The sequence below is a fragment of the Pseudomonas sp. R3-41 genome (genome assembly GCF_054161485.1).
The window spans coordinates 5998341-6019372 of the sequence record NZ_CP096421.1; the positions used below are offsets into that span (position 1 = coordinate 5998341).

A 21032-nucleotide genomic window follows, 5' to 3' on the forward strand; every position below is an offset into this window, starting at 1 on the left:
TACTCCTCCAGCCTGTCGCCATACCCGTTCTCTAACCATTGGCGGACAAATAAACGCTCAATATATTAATTAAACCCACCTTATAAATATAATCAACAATATACTCTGCCGCGCCCTCGTCCGCTTCGCATACTGAAGCGGACATTTTCTTCTGCTGCCCTGAAACCTTATAAGCTTGATGGGCAAAAAAACCGACAACCAACATTATTAGGATCAAACTATCTTGTTCTAAACTTTCGGATTTGAAATTATGCTCTGCCAAGGGGCCATTTTGCATTTCATCTGAGTCCAGAAAATACGCCAATCTATCAGCACTGACACTGTGATCAGACAGCCACACCCAGCACAGCTCAACTGCCTCTTTACATTTACTATGCGTTACAACCGCCGACTCCAAATTACTTAAAGCATGATCAAGTACCAGAAGAAAAACTGCGGCCTTCTTGGTCCACATCATTCCACCAATAAGATCGATAGCCTCTTTATTGTCCATTGACTACTCGCCCCCCCTTAACCAATACAGTTAGACGATTTGGCATTGCTGACCCACCTTCTGCGGTCACCCTCAAAAGCAACGTAGGATAGCGCTCGCTGAACTGTTTGACAACGCCATTCAAATCAGTATTACCTACCAACCCGGCGCTACATTTATTGCAAATACCACTCGCATTAGAAATCTTTACGTCCACAACTCGACCATTTAACTGAGCAGATGTTAGACCTTGCCTTTCTATTTTATTAGCCACATTGTTAAACAAGTCCTCTTCCGCATGCCGGGTGAAGAGAGGGTTGTTATATGGAGACTTGATCAACCTTTCTTTACCATACAAGTCATCAAGACTTGGTAAACCGGCGTTTCGACGGAGTACAGGTGAGAGACCTTCAATAACCTCCGACTCAAAACCGGGAATATCTGTTCTAGCGACCCCAATCGTATCTCCCTCAGGTAAATTATATTTGGTTCTCACTATAGCCAGATCATCAACAGTAGCAATTTCAAAAAACTTTCCGGCGTCCTTCGCCGCCTGCCTTTTTGCCAGTAATTTCGCAGCTATCTCTGAGATAGCTTTACCAGCACGCACCCCCGTCAAGGACAAAAGGACATCGTCAACAGTTGTATCTGGCTCCGCAGATTTTCTTGCTAAAACTAACAATCTCGACATTGCATCTTTCGAAGCGACGTCGTTGGTAGAGATATTAATAATTTCTGTTGCGTGATTATCTGCTTGCTCACGGCCATACTGACTCCACTTGTCTGACAAGCGCAACTCGCCATAAAGGCCTGACCCAGTACCATTAAACAAGCTGGTGTCTTCAAACTGCTCCTTGGTCGAGCCAAAGGCATAAACAACAGAACCATTGGCAATAATAGGCGTGCCATCTTTCCACGTTAATGGAATTTTTTGGTCTGCCAACTCTTGAATAACATCTTTTGCGATTGCCAGATCCCTATCGAGCCAATCGCGCGTTGGGTCGTTACCCCACTTTTCTTGCAGCCCATCCAAACGGGCTTTCTCGACTGCATCGACATTCGATCCAGCAGCCATACGTAGCAAGTCTTCCCACAGCGCATCCGATTTCGGCTTACCGCGGGTTTTCTCCAACTCTTCCGCTTTCCTCTTCAGAATCGGGACTTCTTGGGTCAAGTGTAATTGTCGGTTAAAAACTTCCACGCCGTAACTAGTCCCAGCGGCAACCGAAGAACCGCTCACTCCTTTCCCTGAGCCGGCGCCAGCCCCTATCCCAGTCGCAATCAAAGAACCGATAGTTTCCTGATCAATCTCCGACATCCCGCTGCTTCGCAACGCGTCCCCAATTGCCGGCATTAATGCAGCCGACGCTCCCGCCCCCAACGCACCGCTCTGCACGCTGCCACTAGATAACCCAATCGCCGCACCTGCCAGCGCATGTAGCATCACCCGTGCAGCCCCACCTTCTGCCCAAGCCGATCTAGTCGCAGCGTCGGATTTCGGGTTTTTGGCTTGCGCCTCCGCGTAATCACCAATTCTCTTGAAGATATCGCTAGAAGCCGTATTGGCAACGATGCCTACCGTTGTACCGGCCGGAGCGCCACCAAGGCCTGCGGCGATTAATCCAGAGGCGATATCGGCCATCATTTTTTTATCGCCGCCAAACTGCCAGCGCTTGGCTTCTGCATAAGCCGCATCAGCTGCACGTGCTGTATCGGCGGCGCCAGACATCCCCGCGTCTGATTGTGCCTTTGCCTCCTGCCCAAGCCTCTTGGCCTCATCCGCCTTAGCCTTAGCGACCGTGCTGATAACACCGCTGGCCAGTTGCGCCGAGCTTTGAATCAGGTCGATACGCTCCTGCATGGCCTCTTCATCGGGCTTGTCCAGCTTCTGATTGGCGTTGGCGGTATCGCGGTTCAGCCCCACCAGGTCAGTCGCGCCCTCGGGGTTACGAACAACGATCGTGCCTTCGCTGACAGCACTGCGGGTGTAGCTGTGATCTTTGTCCTTAAGGGCTACTGGGATGCTGCCGCCGAATGAGGAGCCGCCAACATTGCTGCCCGAGATGGAAATTCCCGCCGATTGGCTCTCGATATTGCTGCTGTTCTTGATATCGCTGACGAGCAAGCGATCCGTGCTGAGGCGGTTTTTATCCGCGAGCGCCTCACTGGCAATCACAGCGCCCTGCAGGGTCGTGGTTTTACCCACATGGATGTCGTAGCCACCGGCACCAGCGAACAATCCGCTCTGCTCGGTCACGGCCTTGTAGTCACTGTTCATGTTGGCGGCGGCAATATTCGCCGAACCCGCGACCATGGAGCCGTAGCAGAACGGCGGAACGCAGATGCTCGCTCCGATCCCCCCACTGCTTTGCTTGCTTTTCGACGATTCGGTGTCCTGACGAGAAACAATATTCAGGTTGCCGCCAATCGACGCTTTGATGGTGTCCGCCCGGACCTGGGCGCCTTCGAGGGTTGTGTCGCGACCGCTTTGCAACAACAGCGATCCAGTTTCCAACGTGGTATTGACCTGAGTGACGGACTTGCCGTTACCCATGTTTTTCGCACCTTGGGCCCCCAGATCGAGGGTGAAGCCGTTCTGCTCCCCAATGTTGAAGCTGGCACCAATGGCCGTTTTGTTGCTCGACCCGTCGTTTTTGCGATCAACGGTGTCCTGTGCACTTTTCAGCAGCAGATCATTTTTAGCCAGCAACAAGGTGTTTTCAGCCTTCAGGCTGCTGCCGGTTATCTGGATATCACCCAGGGTTCCCGCCGCGTCCCCCGTGGCAACAATCGATAGCTCTTGACCGGCATTAAGGGTGCTTTGCTTCGCCGTCAGGCTGTTGTACTCGCTGCTGCTTTTGCTGCGCGTATTGGCCAGCTCGGTACCGATCTTGATCAGTGAGCCATTGCTGGGGGTGCCGCCTTGCTTGTTTTTGAACCCGGAGCTCTGCCCGTTGGCATCCGAGGCTTGGCCACCCAGGTTGTAAAACGCAAGCGCAGCCTGTGCGATTTTTACTGCCTTGAGTCGAGGGTCATCGGCATTCTTCGCAGCTTTGGACGCGTCGCGAATAGTCCTTGCGGTATCGACGATCGCACCACCGATGACCCTACCCACTGCCAAGCTTTTAGAGCTGTCCTCAGTGGTTTGCCGCGCGGTTTCATCACCCGCGGTGATGGTCACGTTGGAACCGGTAAGTGCCATGTCCTTGGTACTGACCAGATCACTGGCCACAACACTCAACTCGCGCCCAGCCGTGAGCGTTACATTGCCGGCACTGGAGCCAACTGTGCTGCCGGTAAGCGTGGTTTCTGCAGCCGTACCGTTGTGCTTCTGGCTGTTGATAAACAGATGCTGATTGCCCGTCATGTCATCCAGGCCCAGCTTGTTACCAGTCAATACACCTGTCAGGTCGCGATTCTTTTCCTTGTGCATATCGGTGCGCGAGAAGGTATTTTTCGCCGCATCGATGGTCAGGTCGCGCCCGGCCTGGACTGCCAGATCACCGGTACTGACCAGGGACGAGCCCGTCACTTTCACATCTCGGCCGCCCGCGACGGTGACCGTCTCGCCTGAGACCATGCTGCCCACGGCAGTCGTGCGCTTCTCATCGACCTTGTCCTGGACTTTGCTCGACTTGAACCCACCCCAACTGCTTTTGCTTTCCTTACGCTCATGGCGGGCGCTGTCGGAGTCGGTCACGGCAAGAATCTGTACGTCCTTGCTTGCGACCAATTTCGTCGCGCCTTTCTCGGAAGTCACGGCGCTGCCTGCCAATAGCAGGTTTTCTCCCGCCACCAGTGTGCTGTTGCCGCCAGAACTGACCAGGCTGCCCACCTGGGTAGTGCTGTCCGTTTCATCCAGCCGGAATTTCTTCCCGGAAGAAGACTTCTTGGTCTTGCTGTAGAAGCTGTAGTCCTGATCCGCAGCAGCCTTCAGGGCGAGGTTGTTACCCGCCACCAGGTACGCCTCATTCCCCGCATTGACCGTACTCGCTACCAGCGTGAGATCCTGCCCCGCGCTCAGCGTCGCATCCCCGCCCGCCTTGAGCGCGGTGGACACCTGCTGGACATGATCCTCGATGCTCTTGACCTTCTTGCTCTGGCCATACGAATGCTGTTCATTCGCCGCTGGCCCCAAGGTCAAGTTCTTGGTAGCGACGATGGCCAAGTTCCGCTTGGCTTCGACCTGGCTGGCGATCACGTTGAGGTCACCGCCCGCAACGGCCTGAAGATCCCGCCCAACCGTAACGCTAGAACCATTCTGGGTAATGGTCTGGTCTCGATGTTTGCTGCCCTGCGTATGGCTGTCCACCTGCTCGGCGGCGGTGATGTTCATATTTCGGGCTGCGCGCAATGTAGTGTCGTTACCACTCTTGAGCACACCACCAACATTGGCGATATCCCGCCCAGCGCCCGCGCTCAGGTCATTACTCGCCTCAATCCGCGCCGCGTTGTCAGCAAATTCGCGTTGCTCAGTCTTGTAGCCAGTGCTGCTGGCATGCCGAGTAATGGTTCGCTCATTGGTCAAATCACCAGCCACGGCAACAACACTGACATCCCGCCCAGCAATAACCCCACCCGCCCTGTTAGTCAGGTTATTACTCGCCAACGCATCCAGCCGACCACCCGCTTCCATCAACCCGCTGTTAACCAGACTGTCGCCCGCCGTCGCCCTCAGGTTGCTGGACGCACGCAAGGTGCCCGCATTGTTCAGGTTCTTACCCGCAATCAGGCTGACGTCTGAGCCCTGAATCAGCGCACCATTCGGCGCCAGACGGTGGTTAGCCTGGGCCAGATAAAGCACCGGCACCAGCACCTGTTGATTATTCACCGTCCGGTTTTCCATCCAGACGATGTCATGGGTCAGGGCCGCAACCTGTTCGGCGGTCAGGCTGACGCCCAGGGACAGGTTGAGACTGTCCTTGCTAGCGATGGCGTTGTTCATCAGGTACTTGAACATGCCGTCGTCGGAGTTCTGGCCGTCGAGGAAGCGTTGGCCGGTGCGGGCGATCACCGCCTGTTGGATCAGGCGTTGTTCGTAGAAGCCGTCGCCCAAACGCTTGGCGGCGGTGTCCGGGTCGTAGCCGAGGTTTGTCAGCAGGTAATCGGAGCTCATGAACCGGCGCATGTCGGTCAGCGCCGGGTTGGTCTCGATCAGGTACTTTTGCGGGTTGGCCTGGAACGAACGGTCCGGCAGGCCACGCACTTGCGTCAGGCCCGTGCTCTGGGTCGGTGTGGCCGAGCCGTCGCCGCTCATGCGGAACAGGCCGTTTTGCCCGGTGGGCAAGTCAAAACCCGGCAAGGTCAGCGGATCGACTTGTTGCTGGGTCAGGTTCGGGGGTAGCTGTCGATTGACGCTGATGCGGGTCGAGAAGGCGTTGTCGGCCTGGGTGTCGGTGCGTGGGCCGGCGCCAACGTAGTTGTAGCCGCCACGCACGACGCCGCTGTTGAGGTCGCCCTGGGTAGGAATGTCGATGGCGCCCCCGGCCTGGATAATCGCGGCATAGGTTTGGCTGTCGGTGGTGGTTGTCTGAGTACGGAACTGCGTCAGCTCACGTTCGGTTCTGCCGATAAAATGGCTCATCGCCGCTTCAAGACCGCTCAGGTCATTGGCGTTGTAGCCTGGGCTCTGCAACCAGTATTTGTTGGTGAAGTCATTGGCCTCTGCGCGCCAGCTACCCGGGCGGCGCGTGCGTTGGGACCTGAAGGTGCGCGAGGTTTCAATCTCGCCGGTCTCGATGCCGATGTTGTTCAGGCTGACGAGGTTGGCGGTCAATGCACCGCCGACGCCGATGCTGCTGCTCCGGTTGGTCAGAGTGTCGCCCTGGATATTCAGGTTGCCGCCGGTGGTGATGCTGGAGGCGGCGCTGGCCGCGGTGACTTCGAACTTATCGCGCTGGACGATCTGCCAGACGTGGTTTTGCTTGGGGCCGTCGCAATCACCTGGGACGCAGGCCACTTCCCTGATCGAGGCGGTGTAGATGCCAGCATCGTTGGTGGCCAAGACCTCACGGACGTTGTCGATGGTGCTGGCCGCCAAGCGCATGTTGCCGTCGCTTTGCAGCGTGCCGGAGCTGTTGAGAATGCGGTTGGCACGGGTGCCGAGGCCGTCGCGATCGATGCTCAGATCACCCAGGCTGTAGATGTCGGCATAGCGGTTGGTCAGGTTGTTTACGCGCAGGCTGGTGTTGCCGCCGCTGAAGATCAATCCGTGTTCGTTGAGCAGGTCGCCGGTCGATACGCCAAGCGCTGCGGCACTGCCCAGCGTGCCGTAGTTGTTGAGCGTGGCGGCCGTGACGCTCAGGTCCGCCGCCGAGGTCAGGCGACCGTAGCTGTTGAGGACGCCATCGACCACGACGGTTGTGTTGCCACCGCCAGCGATGCTGCCGTTTTGCTCCAGATTGATCAGTGCCGCCTTGAGGCCCAGGGTACCGAGACTGCTCAAGCGACCGTTACCGGTATAGGCGCCGGTCAGTTGCAGGTCGATGGCTCCATCACTGCCGATCAGGCCGTCGACGCGCCAGTTGCTGCCGCGGCCCACCATACTATTGGTGCTGAGCAACTGGCCGGTGGCGGTCTGGGTCAACTGGTCGACATCCACGACCAGGTGCCCGGCCTGGATCGCCGTGTTGTTGGTCCAGCGATCAGCCGTCACCGTCAGGTTGCCGTAGGTCACCAGCTGACCGCCTGCCTGCCCCAGGTTGGCTTGGCTGATGCCGAACAATCCCAGGCCAGTGTGCAGCAGCTTGCCGCCCACGTTCTGGACGCTGCCGGTGTTGAAGCCCACATCATTACTGGCGGTTTCCAGGGTGCCGTCGTTGTTATCGAACAGACCACCGATCTTGAACACCGTGGTGCTGTTCTGGCCCAGGGTGCGCAGTTGGCCTTTCTGGTTGCTCAGGCTGGCGGCCAGAATATCCAGGCTGTCCTGGCTTTCGATGATGCCGGCGTTGTTGTTCAGCGCCCCCGAAAGATCGAAGTCGATGCGATTGGCGCTGACCTGCCCGCCGCCGCTGTTGTCCATGCCCCGGCCAGTGACCCAGACCTTGCCCGTGGCGTATATCCCGCCGTTGCGATTGTTGATATTCGCCGCTGCGTTGGTGACCACGACATCGCCGGCTTGCGCAGCGATGCGTCCGCCGTCGTTGAACAGCCCAGCCAAGGCTTGGATGCTGAGTCCTTGGGCCTGGATCGTGCCGCCCTGACGGTTCACGTCATAGCCGTTTTTCAGCACGCCGGTGGTGCGTGCCTCCAGCGCGGCCTTAACGCTGGACAGCACGCCGCCACGGTTGTCCAGGTTGGCCGCTTCGATGTTCAGGTCGGCGTCTTGAGCGATGATCGTGCCGCCCTGGTTATCAATATCGCCCGTCACAACCACGGTCACCAGGCCCTTGCCTTGCAGCGTGCCCTTGGCGTTGTCCAGGCGGGCGGCCTTGAGCTCGACGCCGGCACTGCGGCTGGCGATCAGGCCTTGATCAGCGTTGTTGACCTGGCCGGTCGCCGTAACCAGCAGCTTGCCATTGGCGGCGACGGTGCCTTTGTTGCGGTTGTCCAGGCTGGCGGTGCGCACGGTCACGCTGCCTTGGCTGGACAACTCGCCGCCCTGGTTGTTGACCGCGCCCGCGTTGGTGATGTCGAGGTTCTTGCCGGCCATGACCAGGCCGGTCAGGTTGTCCAGGCTGCCGAGGATCAGGGTCGCGCTGTTCAGGCTGGACAGTTCGCCTGCGCTGTTGTCCAGATAGCCCAGGTTGGCAGTTAAAATGCCTTGGCTATTAATCAGGCCGCCCTGGGCGTTCAGCACCTGATTGGCCTTCAGGTGCAGTTCGCTGTTGCCAAGGATTCGGCCTTTGTTGCGGTTATCCACAGTATCGGCTGTGACCGTGGCCTTGCGCTGCCCGCTGAGCGTACCGCCCTGGTTGTTCAGCGCTGCGGTGGTCGTGACATTCAGGTCGCGACTGGCAATGACGGTTTTGCCGCCATTGTTCAGCTGTTTTGCCGTGAGGGTGACATCGCCCGCCGTGTTGCGGCTGTTGTCGGGATTGACCCCGGCTTCGATGATCGCGTTGTTGCTCAGCGTACCGCCGCTGTCGAGGTGAATGCTGTCGCGCGCCACCAGGTTTTTCTGGTTGCTCAGGTCGCCCTGGGTCTTCACGTCCAGGCGGCTACCGGCGTACACCTGGCCACGGGTTTCCAGACTTTTGGCTTCGATGTCGATGGCTCCGGCGGCGGCCGTCTGCGCCAAACTCAAATGCCCATTGGCATCGAGCTGAATATCCCCGCCACTGGCAACCATCTTGCCATCCAGCTTCACCCCGACCCCCGCTTCGGTGCCCACCAGCTTGATCGCCCCGGCATACATGCCGCCCAACGCCGAGGAGTCGATCGCCAGTTCGGGCTTGGCGCTGCCGTCATCGGCCCGAGCGGTGGCGTTGAGGGTATTGGCATTGACGTCATTGCGCCCGGCCACGATGGTCAGGTTCTTGGCCTGTATTTCGGCGTTGATCCTGGCGCTGCGAGTAATGATTTCGAAGCGGTCAACGTTGTCGGCGTTCAGGCCCGCGCCTTCAATGGCGACGCTGCCCTGGTCCACCTGATAGCGACCCACCTGGCCGTTTTCGATGATCGGCTTGCCCGTGGTCAGGGTCGCCTTGGGCGTATTGATAAACCCGCAACCGTTACAGGTAATGCCATAGGGGTTGGCGACGATGACATGGGCTGACTGTCCCGCCACTTCGGTGTAGCCACGCAATTGGCTCGGGTTGCCACCATTGACTTCGTTGAGGATGACTTTCGCGGCCGTACCCTTGAGGTTCGGGTTGCCAAGAATAATCCCGCCCAGTTGCGTGGACTGGGCGGGATTGGTGGCGTTGTTGAGGATCACGCCGTTGCTGCCGACGTTGTAGTCCTTGAACTGGTTGTGGGACAGGCCACTGCCATTGGGTTTGGCGATGTTGACCACCGGCACGCCATTGCCGGCCTGGCCAACGCTGGTGCCCGGCGCGCTGACCACGATGCCGCCCGCCTGGGCCCACATCGGTTGCCAGAACATGACGTTGGCCAATAGGAACGCCAGGCCACGCTTGGGCATGCCCCAGAAGGCGTCGCGGGTTTTCAGGGCAGCAGAAGGCTGGCGGGCCAGGAAGGCGTATTGGCGGTCGTCCATGATCAGGTCTCGTTGCAGCAAAAATTAGATGGATACATCCAAGCGGAAGTAGATCGGCGCTTCGCGCTCGGTCAGGGCATCCGGGCGTTCCAGGGAATGGGCGAAGGTGACGCTGGCGTTCAGGTGTTCACCACGGGCGAACAACTCCAGCGAATTGCTCGACATGCGCCCGTGCTCGTCGCCGTTGTAGCGATTACCGCGAATCACGCCCTGGTCATAACCGAGGCTGGTGCCGTATTCAGCGAACACCGGGCGCATCCACTCCAGTGTCACCGGACGACTCCAGCGCAAGTCGTTGCGCCAGTAGCCGCCGCTGTCGCCGGACAGCGTCTGGTCCTTGTAACCGCGAACCGACGACAGGCCGCCCAGGCTCATGCGCTGCGGGCTGAACAGCACGTCCTCGCTGCGCTGGCCGGTCATCAGGCTGCTGAAGCTGAAGGACTCGCCACCCAGCTCAAAGGGTTGCAGGTAGCTGAGGGTGGCGGTGTATTTGCGATGGCGTGCATCCGGCAGCCCAGGCCCCGGCTCGTGATCGCCCTGGGCATCGAGGGCGCCAATACCTTGTTGCAGGCCCAGGTCGAGGTTGACGAAGACATTGCCAATCCGCCGTCCATGGTTGATGCCGAACTGCGCCTCGCTGATGCGATTGCTGCTCCCGGCGAGCTTGCTGTCGGCGACGAAGTTGTTGGTACGCAGGTACGCCAGGCCCGTGTTGAGGGAGGTCTTGCTCACCGCATCGCGATGGACCACCCGTTCCAGGCGCACCTGGTGGTTCTGGCTGTCGCCGCTCTGCTTGAAGTTGAAGCCGTTGGCCTGGCCCACGGCGCGGTACTCGCTCTGGCTGTAGGTGTAGCTCAGGTTCCACCAGCCAAACGGCAAGTTGTAATAGAGCATGCCGTTGCGCGAGGTTTTCTGGTGATCGCTGACGGCATCGTGGCCGCCGCGCAAGGCCAGTTGGTCAGCCAGGCCCAGGGGACTGTCCCAGTCCAGGGAGGCGCCCCATTGCTGCTCGCCGGTGCTTTTCTGCCCATCGTTATGCCGTGAAAGGCCGGCGCGCCAAGGTTTTTGCGGGGTGTTATTGACCCGCACTTCGCTGCCGCCGATGTTCTGCCCCGGCGTCAGTTCCATTTGTGCACGGTTGGACGGCAAGCGATTCAGTTGATCGACCATCTGTTCCATCTCACGCAGGTTGAGCAGTTCGCCGGTTTTGCCGGGAAACGCCATCGCCAACTCGCGCTCCGAAAGCTTACTGTTCTCGGCACCTTTCAATCCTTCCAGGCGCCCCTCGACCACCAGCACTTGCAGGTGACCGCTGGACAGGTCCTGTTGCGGCAAGTAGGCGCGACTGGTGACCAGGCCTTTTTCCAGGTAGTAATCGGTGATGACTTTGAGCAACTGGTTAAGCTGCGGCACGCCCAGGCACTGGTTGAGAAAGGGCTTGAGCAGGCGCTGGCGCTCGCTTTCGGAGAGGGCGTCGGCGCCCTTGAGCTCTATGGTCTTGATCGGGAAACAACGGGTATCGACAGGTGCCGTGGGCTGGGCCGGCTTCGCCTCCTTGCCAGGCAGGTCCTTGAGTTCTTCAAGACGTCGGCGCTGCTCTTCGAGCAGCCGGTCCTGACGCTCACGGATCAGGTCCGTATCGCCGGGGGTTGGCGCGGCGACGGCAATGTTCATCGCTAGAAAACACAGCGAAGCGACGACTAGCCTCGTCCCTAAGGCAAATACGGACATGTTCGATCCCTCGATACAGAAATGACAGCAGGCATGCACAGCCATGCGCGCACACCAGACCCTGCATATCGCCTTCGGTTCAAGAGAGCGGAAACTTTCTACGCAAAAAAGAGACGCGTCTCACAGTCAGCGTCGACAATCACAGGGGAAAAAGACTTCTGTAAGGCACGAGCAGGTTCGCAACACTGTTCATTTAAAGCAGTGAAAATCCGTGGTGAGGGAGCTTGCTCCCGCTCGGTTGCGCAGCGACCGCAACATTGTGGGGCCCCTTCGCGGCCCAGCGGGAGCAAGCTCCCTCGCCACGGGTTCATCACTTTCTTAAGTGAATGGCTTCGACCTTGGTACGCACAGTGATGCTTTTATCGGTTGACCGTTCCCATCATCTGCCTCACCGCTTGGCCTCGTTAAAAGATTGACCCTATCGAGCGTTAATACTGCGCCTATTAGCTATCTGGCAAAGGGGAACTAGCCTGAATTCAGGCTGGTGCAATCCGGCCGGTGAAACCTGACAAAGAGATACGAAGCGCTCAGAAACGTATTGGGCTTGCCGTGGGCCATTGCACGGGCAACTAGCGCACGTAGCCGTGTCGCCACACACGATCAGTTGAGCGAACTGTGAGCCCTGCGCCCTGTGTCATTTATTTCGCCTGTCGCTATCCGAAGCCCGGCCGGGCTGGATAGCTGGATGAATACGACCAAAGGTAGCTTCCCATGGCAAACGAATCGAAATGCCCGTTCAATCACGCCGCTGGCGGTGGCACGACGAACCGCGACTGGTGGCCGAACCAACTGAATCTGAAGATCCTGCACCAGCATTCCTCGCTGTCCGACCCCATGGGCGAGGATTTCAACTATGCCCAAGCGTTCAAGCGCCTGGACTTCCAGGCCTTGAAACAAGACCTCAATGCGCTGATGACCCACTCGCAAGACTGGTGGCCGGCGGACTTCGGCCACTATGGGCCGCTGTTTGTCCGCATGGCCTGGCACAGTGCAGGCACCTACCGCACCGGTGACGGACGCGGTGGGGCGGGTTCCGGCCAGCAGCGGTTTGCGCCGCTCAACAGCTGGCCCGACAACGTCAGCCTCGACAAGGCACGCCGGCTGCTGTGGCCGATCAAGCAGAAGTATGGTCGCAACATTTCCTGGGCCGACCTGATCGTCCTCACCGGTAACGTCGCGCTGGAGTCCATGGGCTTCAAGACCTTCGGTTTTTCCGGTGGCCGCGCCGATGTCTGGGAGCCGGATGAAGACGTCTACTGGGGTTCCGAAAACAAATGGCTGGGGGGCGATGTTCGCTACGGCAAGCCCGACAAAGCCGCCATGCAGGATCCCGGCGAAGGCCAATTGGTCGCCGAGCCTGGCAACGAAGAAAGCCGCACTGACGACGGACGCAATCTGGAGAACCCGCTGGCCGCCGTGCAGATGGGGCTGATCTACGTCAACCCGGAGGGCCCCGAGGGCCAGCCGGACCCGGTCGCCGCCGGGCTGGACATCCGCGAAACCTTCGGCCGCATGGCGATGAACGACGAAGAAACCGTGGCACTGATTGCTGGCGGCCACGCCTTCGGCAAGACCCACGGCGCGGGACCTGCGGACAATGTCGGTGCCGAGCCCGAAGCCGCCGGCCTGGAGCTGCAAGGCCTGGGCTGGAAGAGCACCTTCGGCACCGGCAAGGGCGCCGACACCATCACCAGTGGCCTGGAAGTCACCTGGACCACCACGCCCACCCGCTGGAGCAACAACTACCTGGAGAACCTGTTCGGCTTCGAGTGGGAACTGGCCAAGAGCCCGGCCGGCGCGCACCAATGGACGCCAAAAAACGGTGCGGGCGCGGGGATCATTCCCGATGCCCACGACCCGGCCAAACGGCGCAACCCAACGATGCTGACCACCGACCTGGCACTGCGCTTCGACCCGATCTACGAAAAAATCTCCCGGCGCTTCCTGGAAAACCCGGAGCAACTGTCCGACGCCTTTGCCCGCGCCTGGTTCAAGCTGATCCACCGCGACATGGGCCCGCTCTCACGCTACCTCGGCCCGGAACTGCCCAACGAAGAACTGCTATGGCAAGACCCTATTCCAGCGGTCAACCATCCGCTGGTCGACGACAGCGACGTCGCCGCCCTGAAAGGCAAGCTGTTGGCCTCGGGTCTCACGGTTTCACAGCTGGTGTCTACGGCATGGGCGGCGGCTTCCACGTTCCGCGGCTCCGACAAACGCGGCGGCGCCAATGGAGGCCGCCTACGCCTGGCCCCGCAGAAGGATTGGCCAGTCAACCAGCCTGAGCAACTGGCCCAAGTGCTGGCGATCCTCGACAAGGTCCGGAGCGCGTTCAACGCCGCTCAATCCGACGGAAAGAAAATCTCCCTGGCGGACCTGATCGTGCTGGCCGGCAGCGCCGGTATTGAACAGGCGGCGAAAAATGCCGGGCTCAGCGTGACGGTTCCGTTCGCACCGGGGCGCATGGACGCGAGCCAGGAGCAGACGGACGTCGAGTCGTTCGGTTTTCTCGAGCCCATCGCCGATGGTTTTCGCAACTACCTCAAGGGGCGGTACCGCGTGTCTGCCGAGGCGCTGCTGATCGACAAGGCACAACTGCTGACCCTCAGCGCCCCGCAAATGACGGCGCTGATCGGCGGTCTGCGGGTACTCGATACTAACGTCGGCCATACGGCGCACGGTGTCTTTACCCAACGGCCAGGGACGTTGAGCAATGACTTTTTCGTCAACCTGCTGGACATGGGGGTGGAATGGAAACCACTCTCCGACACTCAGGAAACCTTTGAGGCCCGCGACCGCAAGACCGGCCAGGTCAAATGGACCGGCACCCGTGTCGACCTGGTCTTCGGCGCCAACGCCCAGCTACGGGCCTTGGCCGAAGTCTATGCCAGCGCGGATGCGCAAGAGCAGTTCGTCAACGATTTCATCGCGGCGTGGGTCAAGGTGATGAACCTGGATCGGTTTGATCTCAGGTGAAAAGTGTCCGAGGACATGGGGTCGTGCAAGGCGCCGGCCCCATGAACTTTTCTTCACCCCACGCCCCCGCGTGATTCGGTAAAGTCGCCTCGCTCATTCAAGAAACTAAGGTTTTAGCCCGCGCTCCCAGCGGGCTTTTTTTTGCCTGGCGTTCAGGCTGACGAAGGGCGTTGCCCGACACCGGTTGTTCCAAGGCCGCTCGCCCATAAAACAGCAACGCCATCAGCCAACAGCTCAACCAGACAAAGATCCCCGCCCAGAAGGTGTGGGACATGTAGTGCCAGCCCTGTAGGACTCGCGTCGTGCCATAGACAAACCCCAAGGCCAGCGCCCCATACATCACGGCTTTGGAGTGCCGCCAGCGGTAGCGCCGGGCGATGAAATACAGCGCCAACATCGTGAAGCCGCCGGATGCATGACCGCCGGGCCAGCAGCGACCGTCGCCGGCGACCTTCAGCAGGTCGAAATTCTGGAACCATTCCCTGTGCTCGATCTTGCCGGCGTATTGGGTGGTTTCCACCGGGCAATACACGCTGGTGTGGCCCTTGAGGTAATGGATGACGCCGGTGCTGAGGGAAAAGGCGAAGACCACATAGAGAAAATCGCGACGGTGCCTGTGGGCAAAACGCAGCGGTTTGGTCAACCTGGCCTTGTCCAGCACACGAAGCACTGCGGGGTGTTTCTCCGGCTTGAACAACGGCCAGATAAACGACAGCAGGGCACCGCAAATCGCCGCCTCGCCCGTCCAATCCGGAATGCCCCTCGCCCACTTGTGGGTGATTTGCTCGAACAGGCGCTCGTGCTGCAACGCAAAGACCTGGTGCAAGGGGTCGTAGAAAAGATCGCTGATGGCGATGTCGATACGGGTCAGGTCGAACAGCAGGAACACCACGGCGGCACAGGCCAGGGGAATTCCGAGGTTGAGCCCGTAGAAACGGGCGCGAGCAGACGTCAGCATGAGCGGTCCTGATCGAGAGAAAAATTACTGGAATGTCACCGAGCGCCAATCGGAGGCTTCGATAAAACCGAGCAATCGTGGTGCTTGTGGCTGGGCGCTGGAAACGAACAACGAAGCCCCATAGCCGAACGAGGAAGTCGGGCGCTGGAGCGCGGTTTCCATCGCCTGCATGCATTCGCTGTGGGTGACCAGGATCAGGTTGCGCCCGGCCACCTTGTGGGCCAAGGCGTTGCGCAGCAGATCATGTCGGCAGTTGAACAGCCAATCGTCACCGGCACTCACCTTGTTGAACATGTACCCCGCCGTCTGCGCCGTGCGCACCCGTGGGCTGTTGTAGAGGTCGACGTTGTCCAGGCCCAGTTGTTCGAAGCGGGCACCGAGGCCCACCGCAACGGCGCGGGCGCGGTCGGTGATGCCTTCGCGGTCATTCAGGCACGCAGCCTTGGAGTGGTCGCAGCGCTCGACATGGCGCACCAGCACAATCATCTCGCCCTTGGCCCAGCCCTCGGCCAAGGCCCGGGCGCCAGCGACGTTGCCATGGGCCAGGTCCGGCACCGCCGCCGGGCTGAGTAGCCAGAAGACCAGCGGGATGACCAGCAGCGCCGATGCCAGCACGACCATCGTGTTTTGGTAACGGGCGAAGCGACTCGTATCGATCGAGCGCGTCAGGCCGAAAAAACTCAGTCTCAGTTCCACATCAAGCCGCCCCGACGGCATCCACCCAGTGATTCGATGGCGCGACAGTAGAGAGGCCGACGTAGGCAGGCAGTGAAAGCGATGTGAAAAAAACTTGGTGGGAGCAAAGCTTGCTCACGAAACAGACACCTCGATTCTGTGGCAGAGCGCATCGCCTTCATCGCGGGCAAGCCTTGCTCCCACAGATACTCGGAAAAAAACTTTCAGATCCAGGACCAGCGGCCGATACAGGCCTGCACACGTTTTTGCTGGCTCTTAACAACAACAATCTTCCAGCGTACCGACGATCAAGCAGCACAACGTTCCTGGAGGAATTGATGAACAGCTGGTTTGGCAACATTAGCGTCAACATGAAATTGGGCCTGGGCTTTGGCCTGGTGCTGGTACTGACCTGCCTGCTGGCCCTGACCAGTTGGACCAGCCTCGGCGGGCTGATCGATCGCAGTAACTGGATGAGCGACATCACCCAGCTCAACGCCGGCCTGACCAAGCTGCGCGTCGTTCGCCTGCAATACATGCTGGCCAACGGTGACGAGACCGTCGCACAAAATGTGCAGACCACCCTCGATGGTTTCGTGGCGCAACAGAACGCCTTGCTCAGCAGCTTCAAGAGCCCGGCAAACGTCAAGCTGCTCAAGGAGCAGAGCGCAGTCATCGGCGCCTATCAGGTGTCCCTGAATAAAATGCGCAGCGCCTACCGCACCGGCAACAGCGCCCGCGATGTCATGGGCACCAACGCCGAGGTCGCCCACAAGCTGATCGAGACCATCGATGCCGACGTGCGCCAGATGGCCCTCAGCGATGAACGTTTCGCCCAGTTCCAGGCCATCACCGAGGCCAAGCAGGCCTTCATGCTGGCCCGCTATGAAGTGCGCGGCTACACCGCCAACAGCAACGCCGACACTGAACGCAAGGCCGTCGCCCAACTGGACGCCGCCATCGCTTCGCTCAAGCCATTGAATGAACTTTTCTCCAGCACCCGCCAGGATGAACTGCGCCAGCTGGAAAACGCCCTGACCCAATACCGCAGCGCTGTGCAGGCTTTCAAGCTGGCCACCGCCGATGTGGTACAGGCACGCAAGGAGATGACCGACCAGGGCGCGACCATCGTGGCCCTGAGCGAGCAGCTGTACCAGATCCAACTCGACCGCCGCGACGCAGAAAGCGCCGAGGCCCGCACCCTGCAATTGATCAGCACCCTCCTGGCGCTGCTGGTCGGTGTCATCGCAGCCGTGATCATCACGCGTCAGATTACCGGCCCACTGCGCGAAACCCTGGCCGTGGTCGAACGCATTGCCAGCGGCGACCTGTCGCAGAACGTTATCGTCACCCGCCGCGACGAACTGGGTGTGCTGCAACAAGGCATCGCCCGCATGGGCGTGACCCTGCGTGACCTGATCAGCGGCATCCGCGACGGCGTGACCCAGATCGCCAGCGCCGCCGAAGAACTCTCCGCCGTGACCGAGCAGACCAGCGCCGGGGTCAACAGCCAGAAAGTCGAGACCGACCAGGTCGCGACCGCCATGCACGAGATGACCGCTACCGTCCAGGAAGTGGCGCGCAACGCCGAGGAAGCCTCCCAGGCCGCGGCCGCCGCCGACGGTGAAGCCCGCGCCGGCGATCAGGTGGTCAGCGAAGCCATCGCCCAGATCGAGCGCCTGGCCAGCGAGGTGGTGCGCTCTACCGATGCGATGACCGTGTTGCAACAGGAAAGCGACAAAATCGGCGCGGTGATGGACGTGATCAAGGCCGTGGCCGAACAGACCAACCTGCTGGCGCTCAACGCCGCCATCGAAGCCGCCCGCGCCGGTGAAGCAGGCCGTGGCTTCGCGGTCGTCGCCGACGAAGTCCGTGGCCTGGCCCAGCGCACGCAGAAATCCACCGAGGAAATCGAAGGCCTGGTGGCCGGCCTGCAGAACGGCACCCAGCAAGTGGCTGCGGTGATGAACAACAGCCGCAACCTCACCGACAGCAGCGTGGCGCTGACCCGCAAGGCCGGTGTGTCACTGGAGAACATCACCCGCACGGTGTCGAACATCCAGTCGATGAACCAGCAGATCGCGGCCGCCGCCGAGCAGCAAAGCGCCGTGGCTGAAGAGATCAGCCGCAGCATCATCAACGTGCGCGACGTCTCCGAACAGACCGCCGCCGCCAGCGAAGAGACCGCTGCTTCCAGTGTGGAACTGGCGCGGTTGGGCAATCAGTTGCAGATGATGGTGAGCCACTTCCGGGTCTAACACCCTACGCACTGTGGGAGCGGGCTTGCTCGCGAAAGCGGTGGGTCAGTCAACTTCAATGCTGGCTGCCCCACCGCCTTCGCGAGCAAGCCCGCTCCCACAGGGTTTGCATCAGCGCAGCCCACAAATCGCTCTTTCGTACAAATCTCCCGCCCCCGGTCCTACCGCCTTTTTTTGCCCGCTCCTGTACGGTTTTCGCTTGGACAAGCACATTCCGTTCGCACAGGAGATGGCAATACATGGACGTAAGCAACAACTTACTGTTGCATAGGCTCGTTGGCTCCCACGACGGTGAGGACGCCACAAAAACCGCTTTGAAAACCGCCCTGGAACAAATGGGCGTGACATCGGTGTTCGACATTGTGCGCATGACCAAGGCGCAGTTCGTCCAGGAAGTCGCCAGGTACTGCGATGCGAATGCCGAGCAGGCCTACGACAACGCGCAGAGCCATGCCCGAAGGATCAGTCGCTTGTACCTGGAGCATCAACTCTCCTCCAGCGACGCCAAGCCCCGTGTCCGACGCAGCCTGGATTCAGACCCAACATCAGAGCCGATCAGCTATCAAGGGCTGTTCCAGGAAAACTGGGATCAATTCTGCAAGGACGGTGACATCGCCGCGATCGACTCGCCCGTGGCCTACCTGCGTGCACTGTACCTGTTCGCCAGGCGGCTGGAAGGCAGCTCCACGGATGGCCGCAAGATATCCCTGGCATCACGTCGAGCGGATCTCGACATACTGATGCTCGATCCACAGAGTGCCTTGGTTCCACGCCCCATGCTCAACATTGTCAACGACACGTTGCGCAGCCATATCGAGGCCAGTCTCGATAAGGGGACGACAGTCCATCAGGCATTGGCCAGCGCGCACTATCCCTTTTCATTGCCCTATGACCTTCACCATCATCAATGCCTGCTTGGGTTGGGCTCAGGCAAACCAACCTTGGGCGAAGTGGATTACCGGATCAGTCTCAAGCTTCCGTTTTGCCAGGACGGCTCAACGTACGGGGAAGTTTCGCAATCACGTATCGAAGCTCAAAAACTGCTTTCAGGGCTCAGTCCGCAGCAGCAGAAAATCTTGCTCGCACCGCTCGCTTCGCAAACCGACTTCGAAGTCCTGGAAATATCCTACGGCACTGAAGAAGTTGGGCGCCTGGGCGAACTCGAATTCTTCAAGGAACGCACCGGGCTTACGACGGAACAGGTCGAGCAACTACTGGGGCATGGCCGGTACAGCCCTCATGTCTCGTCCAACAGCCCGCCCTCGACTCGTAGCCGCCAGGACGCTACTTACATCAATGGCCCCTACCCGTCCCCGGCCCTACAGCTTGAAACCCAAATGACCCGACAAGGGTTCAGTCACAAGTCCTTCGAACGTTTCGACCGCATGCAGCGAATGATCCGCCTGCAGCAATGGACGGGTATTTCCTTTGCCGAACTGGATACTTTGCTCATCAATATCATGTATTCGGAAGGCAACACCGCGATGACACTCAGCGCCAATACCTTGCGAGCGCTTGGGGTCTATCAGTACATGACGCGGCGCCATGGCATCACAGCAGACGAGTTTGCCTCGCTCATCAGCGAAATGCCGACTCGCGCTAGCGCAGAGCGTGTTTCGTTGTTTGACCAGGTATTCAATCGCACCCGCCTGCTCGAAAGCCCTGCGTGGGAAGGGCAGGCGACGGATCTCAAAACCACCGACCTAAAGATGCTCAGCTATCTCGGCGCGGGCCTGGGACTTGCCATCACTGAAGATGCGTTGTTGCTGCTTGTGAAACAGACTGAAAAATACCTGCCATTGAAACAGGATTTGCCGACGATCTCCTCGCTCTACCGTCAGGCCCGTATCGCACGGATGTTCGGACTATCGCCTCTTGAGTGCACGGAACTGGCTCGGTTACTCGGTGGGGATAAGTTCTGTCGGGCGTTGGTGACGGGGGCACTGGACACTACGTCCCCCGACATTCTCGACGTACTGATGGCGATGGATTGGGCAGTGGACTGGCTCAAGCAAAACCATCTCGATGTGCTGGCGTGGTGTCGCCTGTTCGACACTTCCCGAGATGACTTACCGTTGAATCAAAATCTGCAAAACCGACTGGCCGCGCTTCGAGAGCACGCCAAGCTCACCAGAGACGACCAACGCCTGGTAGAAACACTGCTGCACGATAGCGATGACTTGTCCGCCGAGTATTCCCCCTTCGTGATGAAAATGGCCGAGACGAATGCCGAGGAAATTGTCGAGGCCATCATCGCACCTGACGGCGAAGTCTCCCCGTTGCTGGCACGCGTGCTTCGCACCGCGCAAGCCTGCCAGAACTTACATCTGAGCAGCGGCACGCTACAGACATTGATGGACCACCCCACGTGGTTAGCCTCGAACAGTTCGGGAACGCTTAAACCCCAAACGTTGTATTTACTCGAACGGTTCAGTCATTGCGCAAGACATCAGGCGCAGTCAGAAGAAAACCTGTTGCATTACTTCCAACTCGCCAATCAAGACCTGTCACAACATTCAGCGGAGACAGCCAACGGACTGTTGGCCCACCTGCTGGGCTGGAACGTTGAGCAAGTGAGTTGCCTGACAGCCCAACTGCCTTCAGGACGCGCCACCACCATGCAAGATGTGGATTGGGTCATGCGCTGCCAGGCGTGTTGCATGAGTACTGGCCTGTCGGCAAGCCTGCTGCTCAAGACCGCCGCACTCAATAACGACAGCCTGGTGCAGGACTGGAAAATAGTCGGTGAAGGCCTGATCGCTGCGAGCCATTGAAGTGCACATTTTTTATTCAAGGATT

General features: G+C 59.4%; 8 protein-coding genes and 1 pseudogene. 4 read left to right on the forward strand and 5 right to left on the reverse strand.

Annotated features, from left to right (window positions below):
- Window positions 1-31: 31 nt before the first annotated feature.
- Genes M1D99_RS25995 through M1D99_RS26005 form a run of 3 tightly spaced genes read right to left on the reverse strand, consistent with a single transcriptional unit; the run spans window position 32 to window position 11366 of the window.
- Window positions 32-493 carry an Imm6 family immunity protein gene (locus tag M1D99_RS25995; protein ID WP_434572507.1) on the reverse strand — a complete coding sequence of 154 codons (462 nt, stop codon included), beginning with the start codon at window positions 491-493 and terminating at the stop codon, window positions 32-34.
- Window positions 483-9635 (reverse strand): two-partner secretion domain-containing protein, encoded by a 9153-nt coding sequence (locus tag M1D99_RS26000; RefSeq protein WP_458130994.1) that lies wholly within the window; start codon window positions 9633-9635, stop codon window positions 483-485. Before M1D99_RS26000 ends, M1D99_RS25995 begins: the two co-directional genes overlap by 11 nt.
- A gap of 24 nt (window positions 9636-9659) precedes the next feature.
- Complete coding sequence (locus M1D99_RS26005; protein ID WP_458130995.1) at window positions 9660-11366, reverse strand: ShlB/FhaC/HecB family hemolysin secretion/activation protein; 1707 nt, start codon at window positions 11364-11366, stop codon at window positions 9660-9662.
- A 711-nt stretch (window positions 11367-12077) separates the two neighbouring features.
- Here M1D99_RS26005 and katG point away from each other — a divergent pair.
- The gene (gene katG / locus M1D99_RS26010) at window positions 12078-14342 is read left to right on the forward strand and encodes a catalase/peroxidase HPI (protein ID WP_458130996.1); all 2265 of its coding nucleotides are present in this window, start codon (window positions 12078-12080) and stop codon (window positions 14340-14342) included.
- Window positions 14343-14439: 97 nt separating this feature from the next.
- Here the strand turns inward: katG and M1D99_RS26015 are convergent, their stop codons facing one another.
- On the reverse strand, window positions 14440-15300 hold the full coding sequence (locus M1D99_RS26015) for a phosphatase PAP2 family protein (protein WP_458130997.1): 861 nt from the start codon (window positions 15298-15300) through the stop codon (window positions 14440-14442).
- 24 nt (window positions 15301-15324) lie between these two features.
- Window positions 15325-16017, reverse strand: a complete 693-nt coding sequence (gene pmrG / locus M1D99_RS26020; protein ID WP_186705948.1) for a lipopolysaccharide core heptose(II)-phosphate phosphatase PmrG — start codon at window positions 16015-16017, stop codon at window positions 15325-15327.
- Between the two features lie 431 nt (window positions 16018-16448).
- Between pmrG and M1D99_RS26025 the strand changes: the two are divergent.
- The 3 genes and pseudogenes from M1D99_RS26025 to M1D99_RS26035 form a co-directional block, all read left to right on the forward strand.
- Window positions 16449-17327: pseudogene (locus M1D99_RS26025) on the forward strand (methyl-accepting chemotaxis protein); the annotation flags it as partial.
- A gap of 201 nt (window positions 17328-17528) precedes the next feature.
- Complete coding sequence (locus M1D99_RS26030; RefSeq protein WP_434576621.1) at window positions 17529-18233, forward strand: methyl-accepting chemotaxis protein; 705 nt, start codon at window positions 17529-17531, stop codon at window positions 18231-18233.
- A 239-nt stretch (window positions 18234-18472) separates the two neighbouring features.
- Window positions 18473-21007, forward strand: coding sequence for a Tc toxin subunit A (locus M1D99_RS26035; RefSeq protein ID WP_434572525.1), 2535 nt, complete (start codon window positions 18473-18475; stop codon window positions 21005-21007).
- The last annotated feature ends 25 nt before the right edge of the window (window positions 21008-21032 follow it).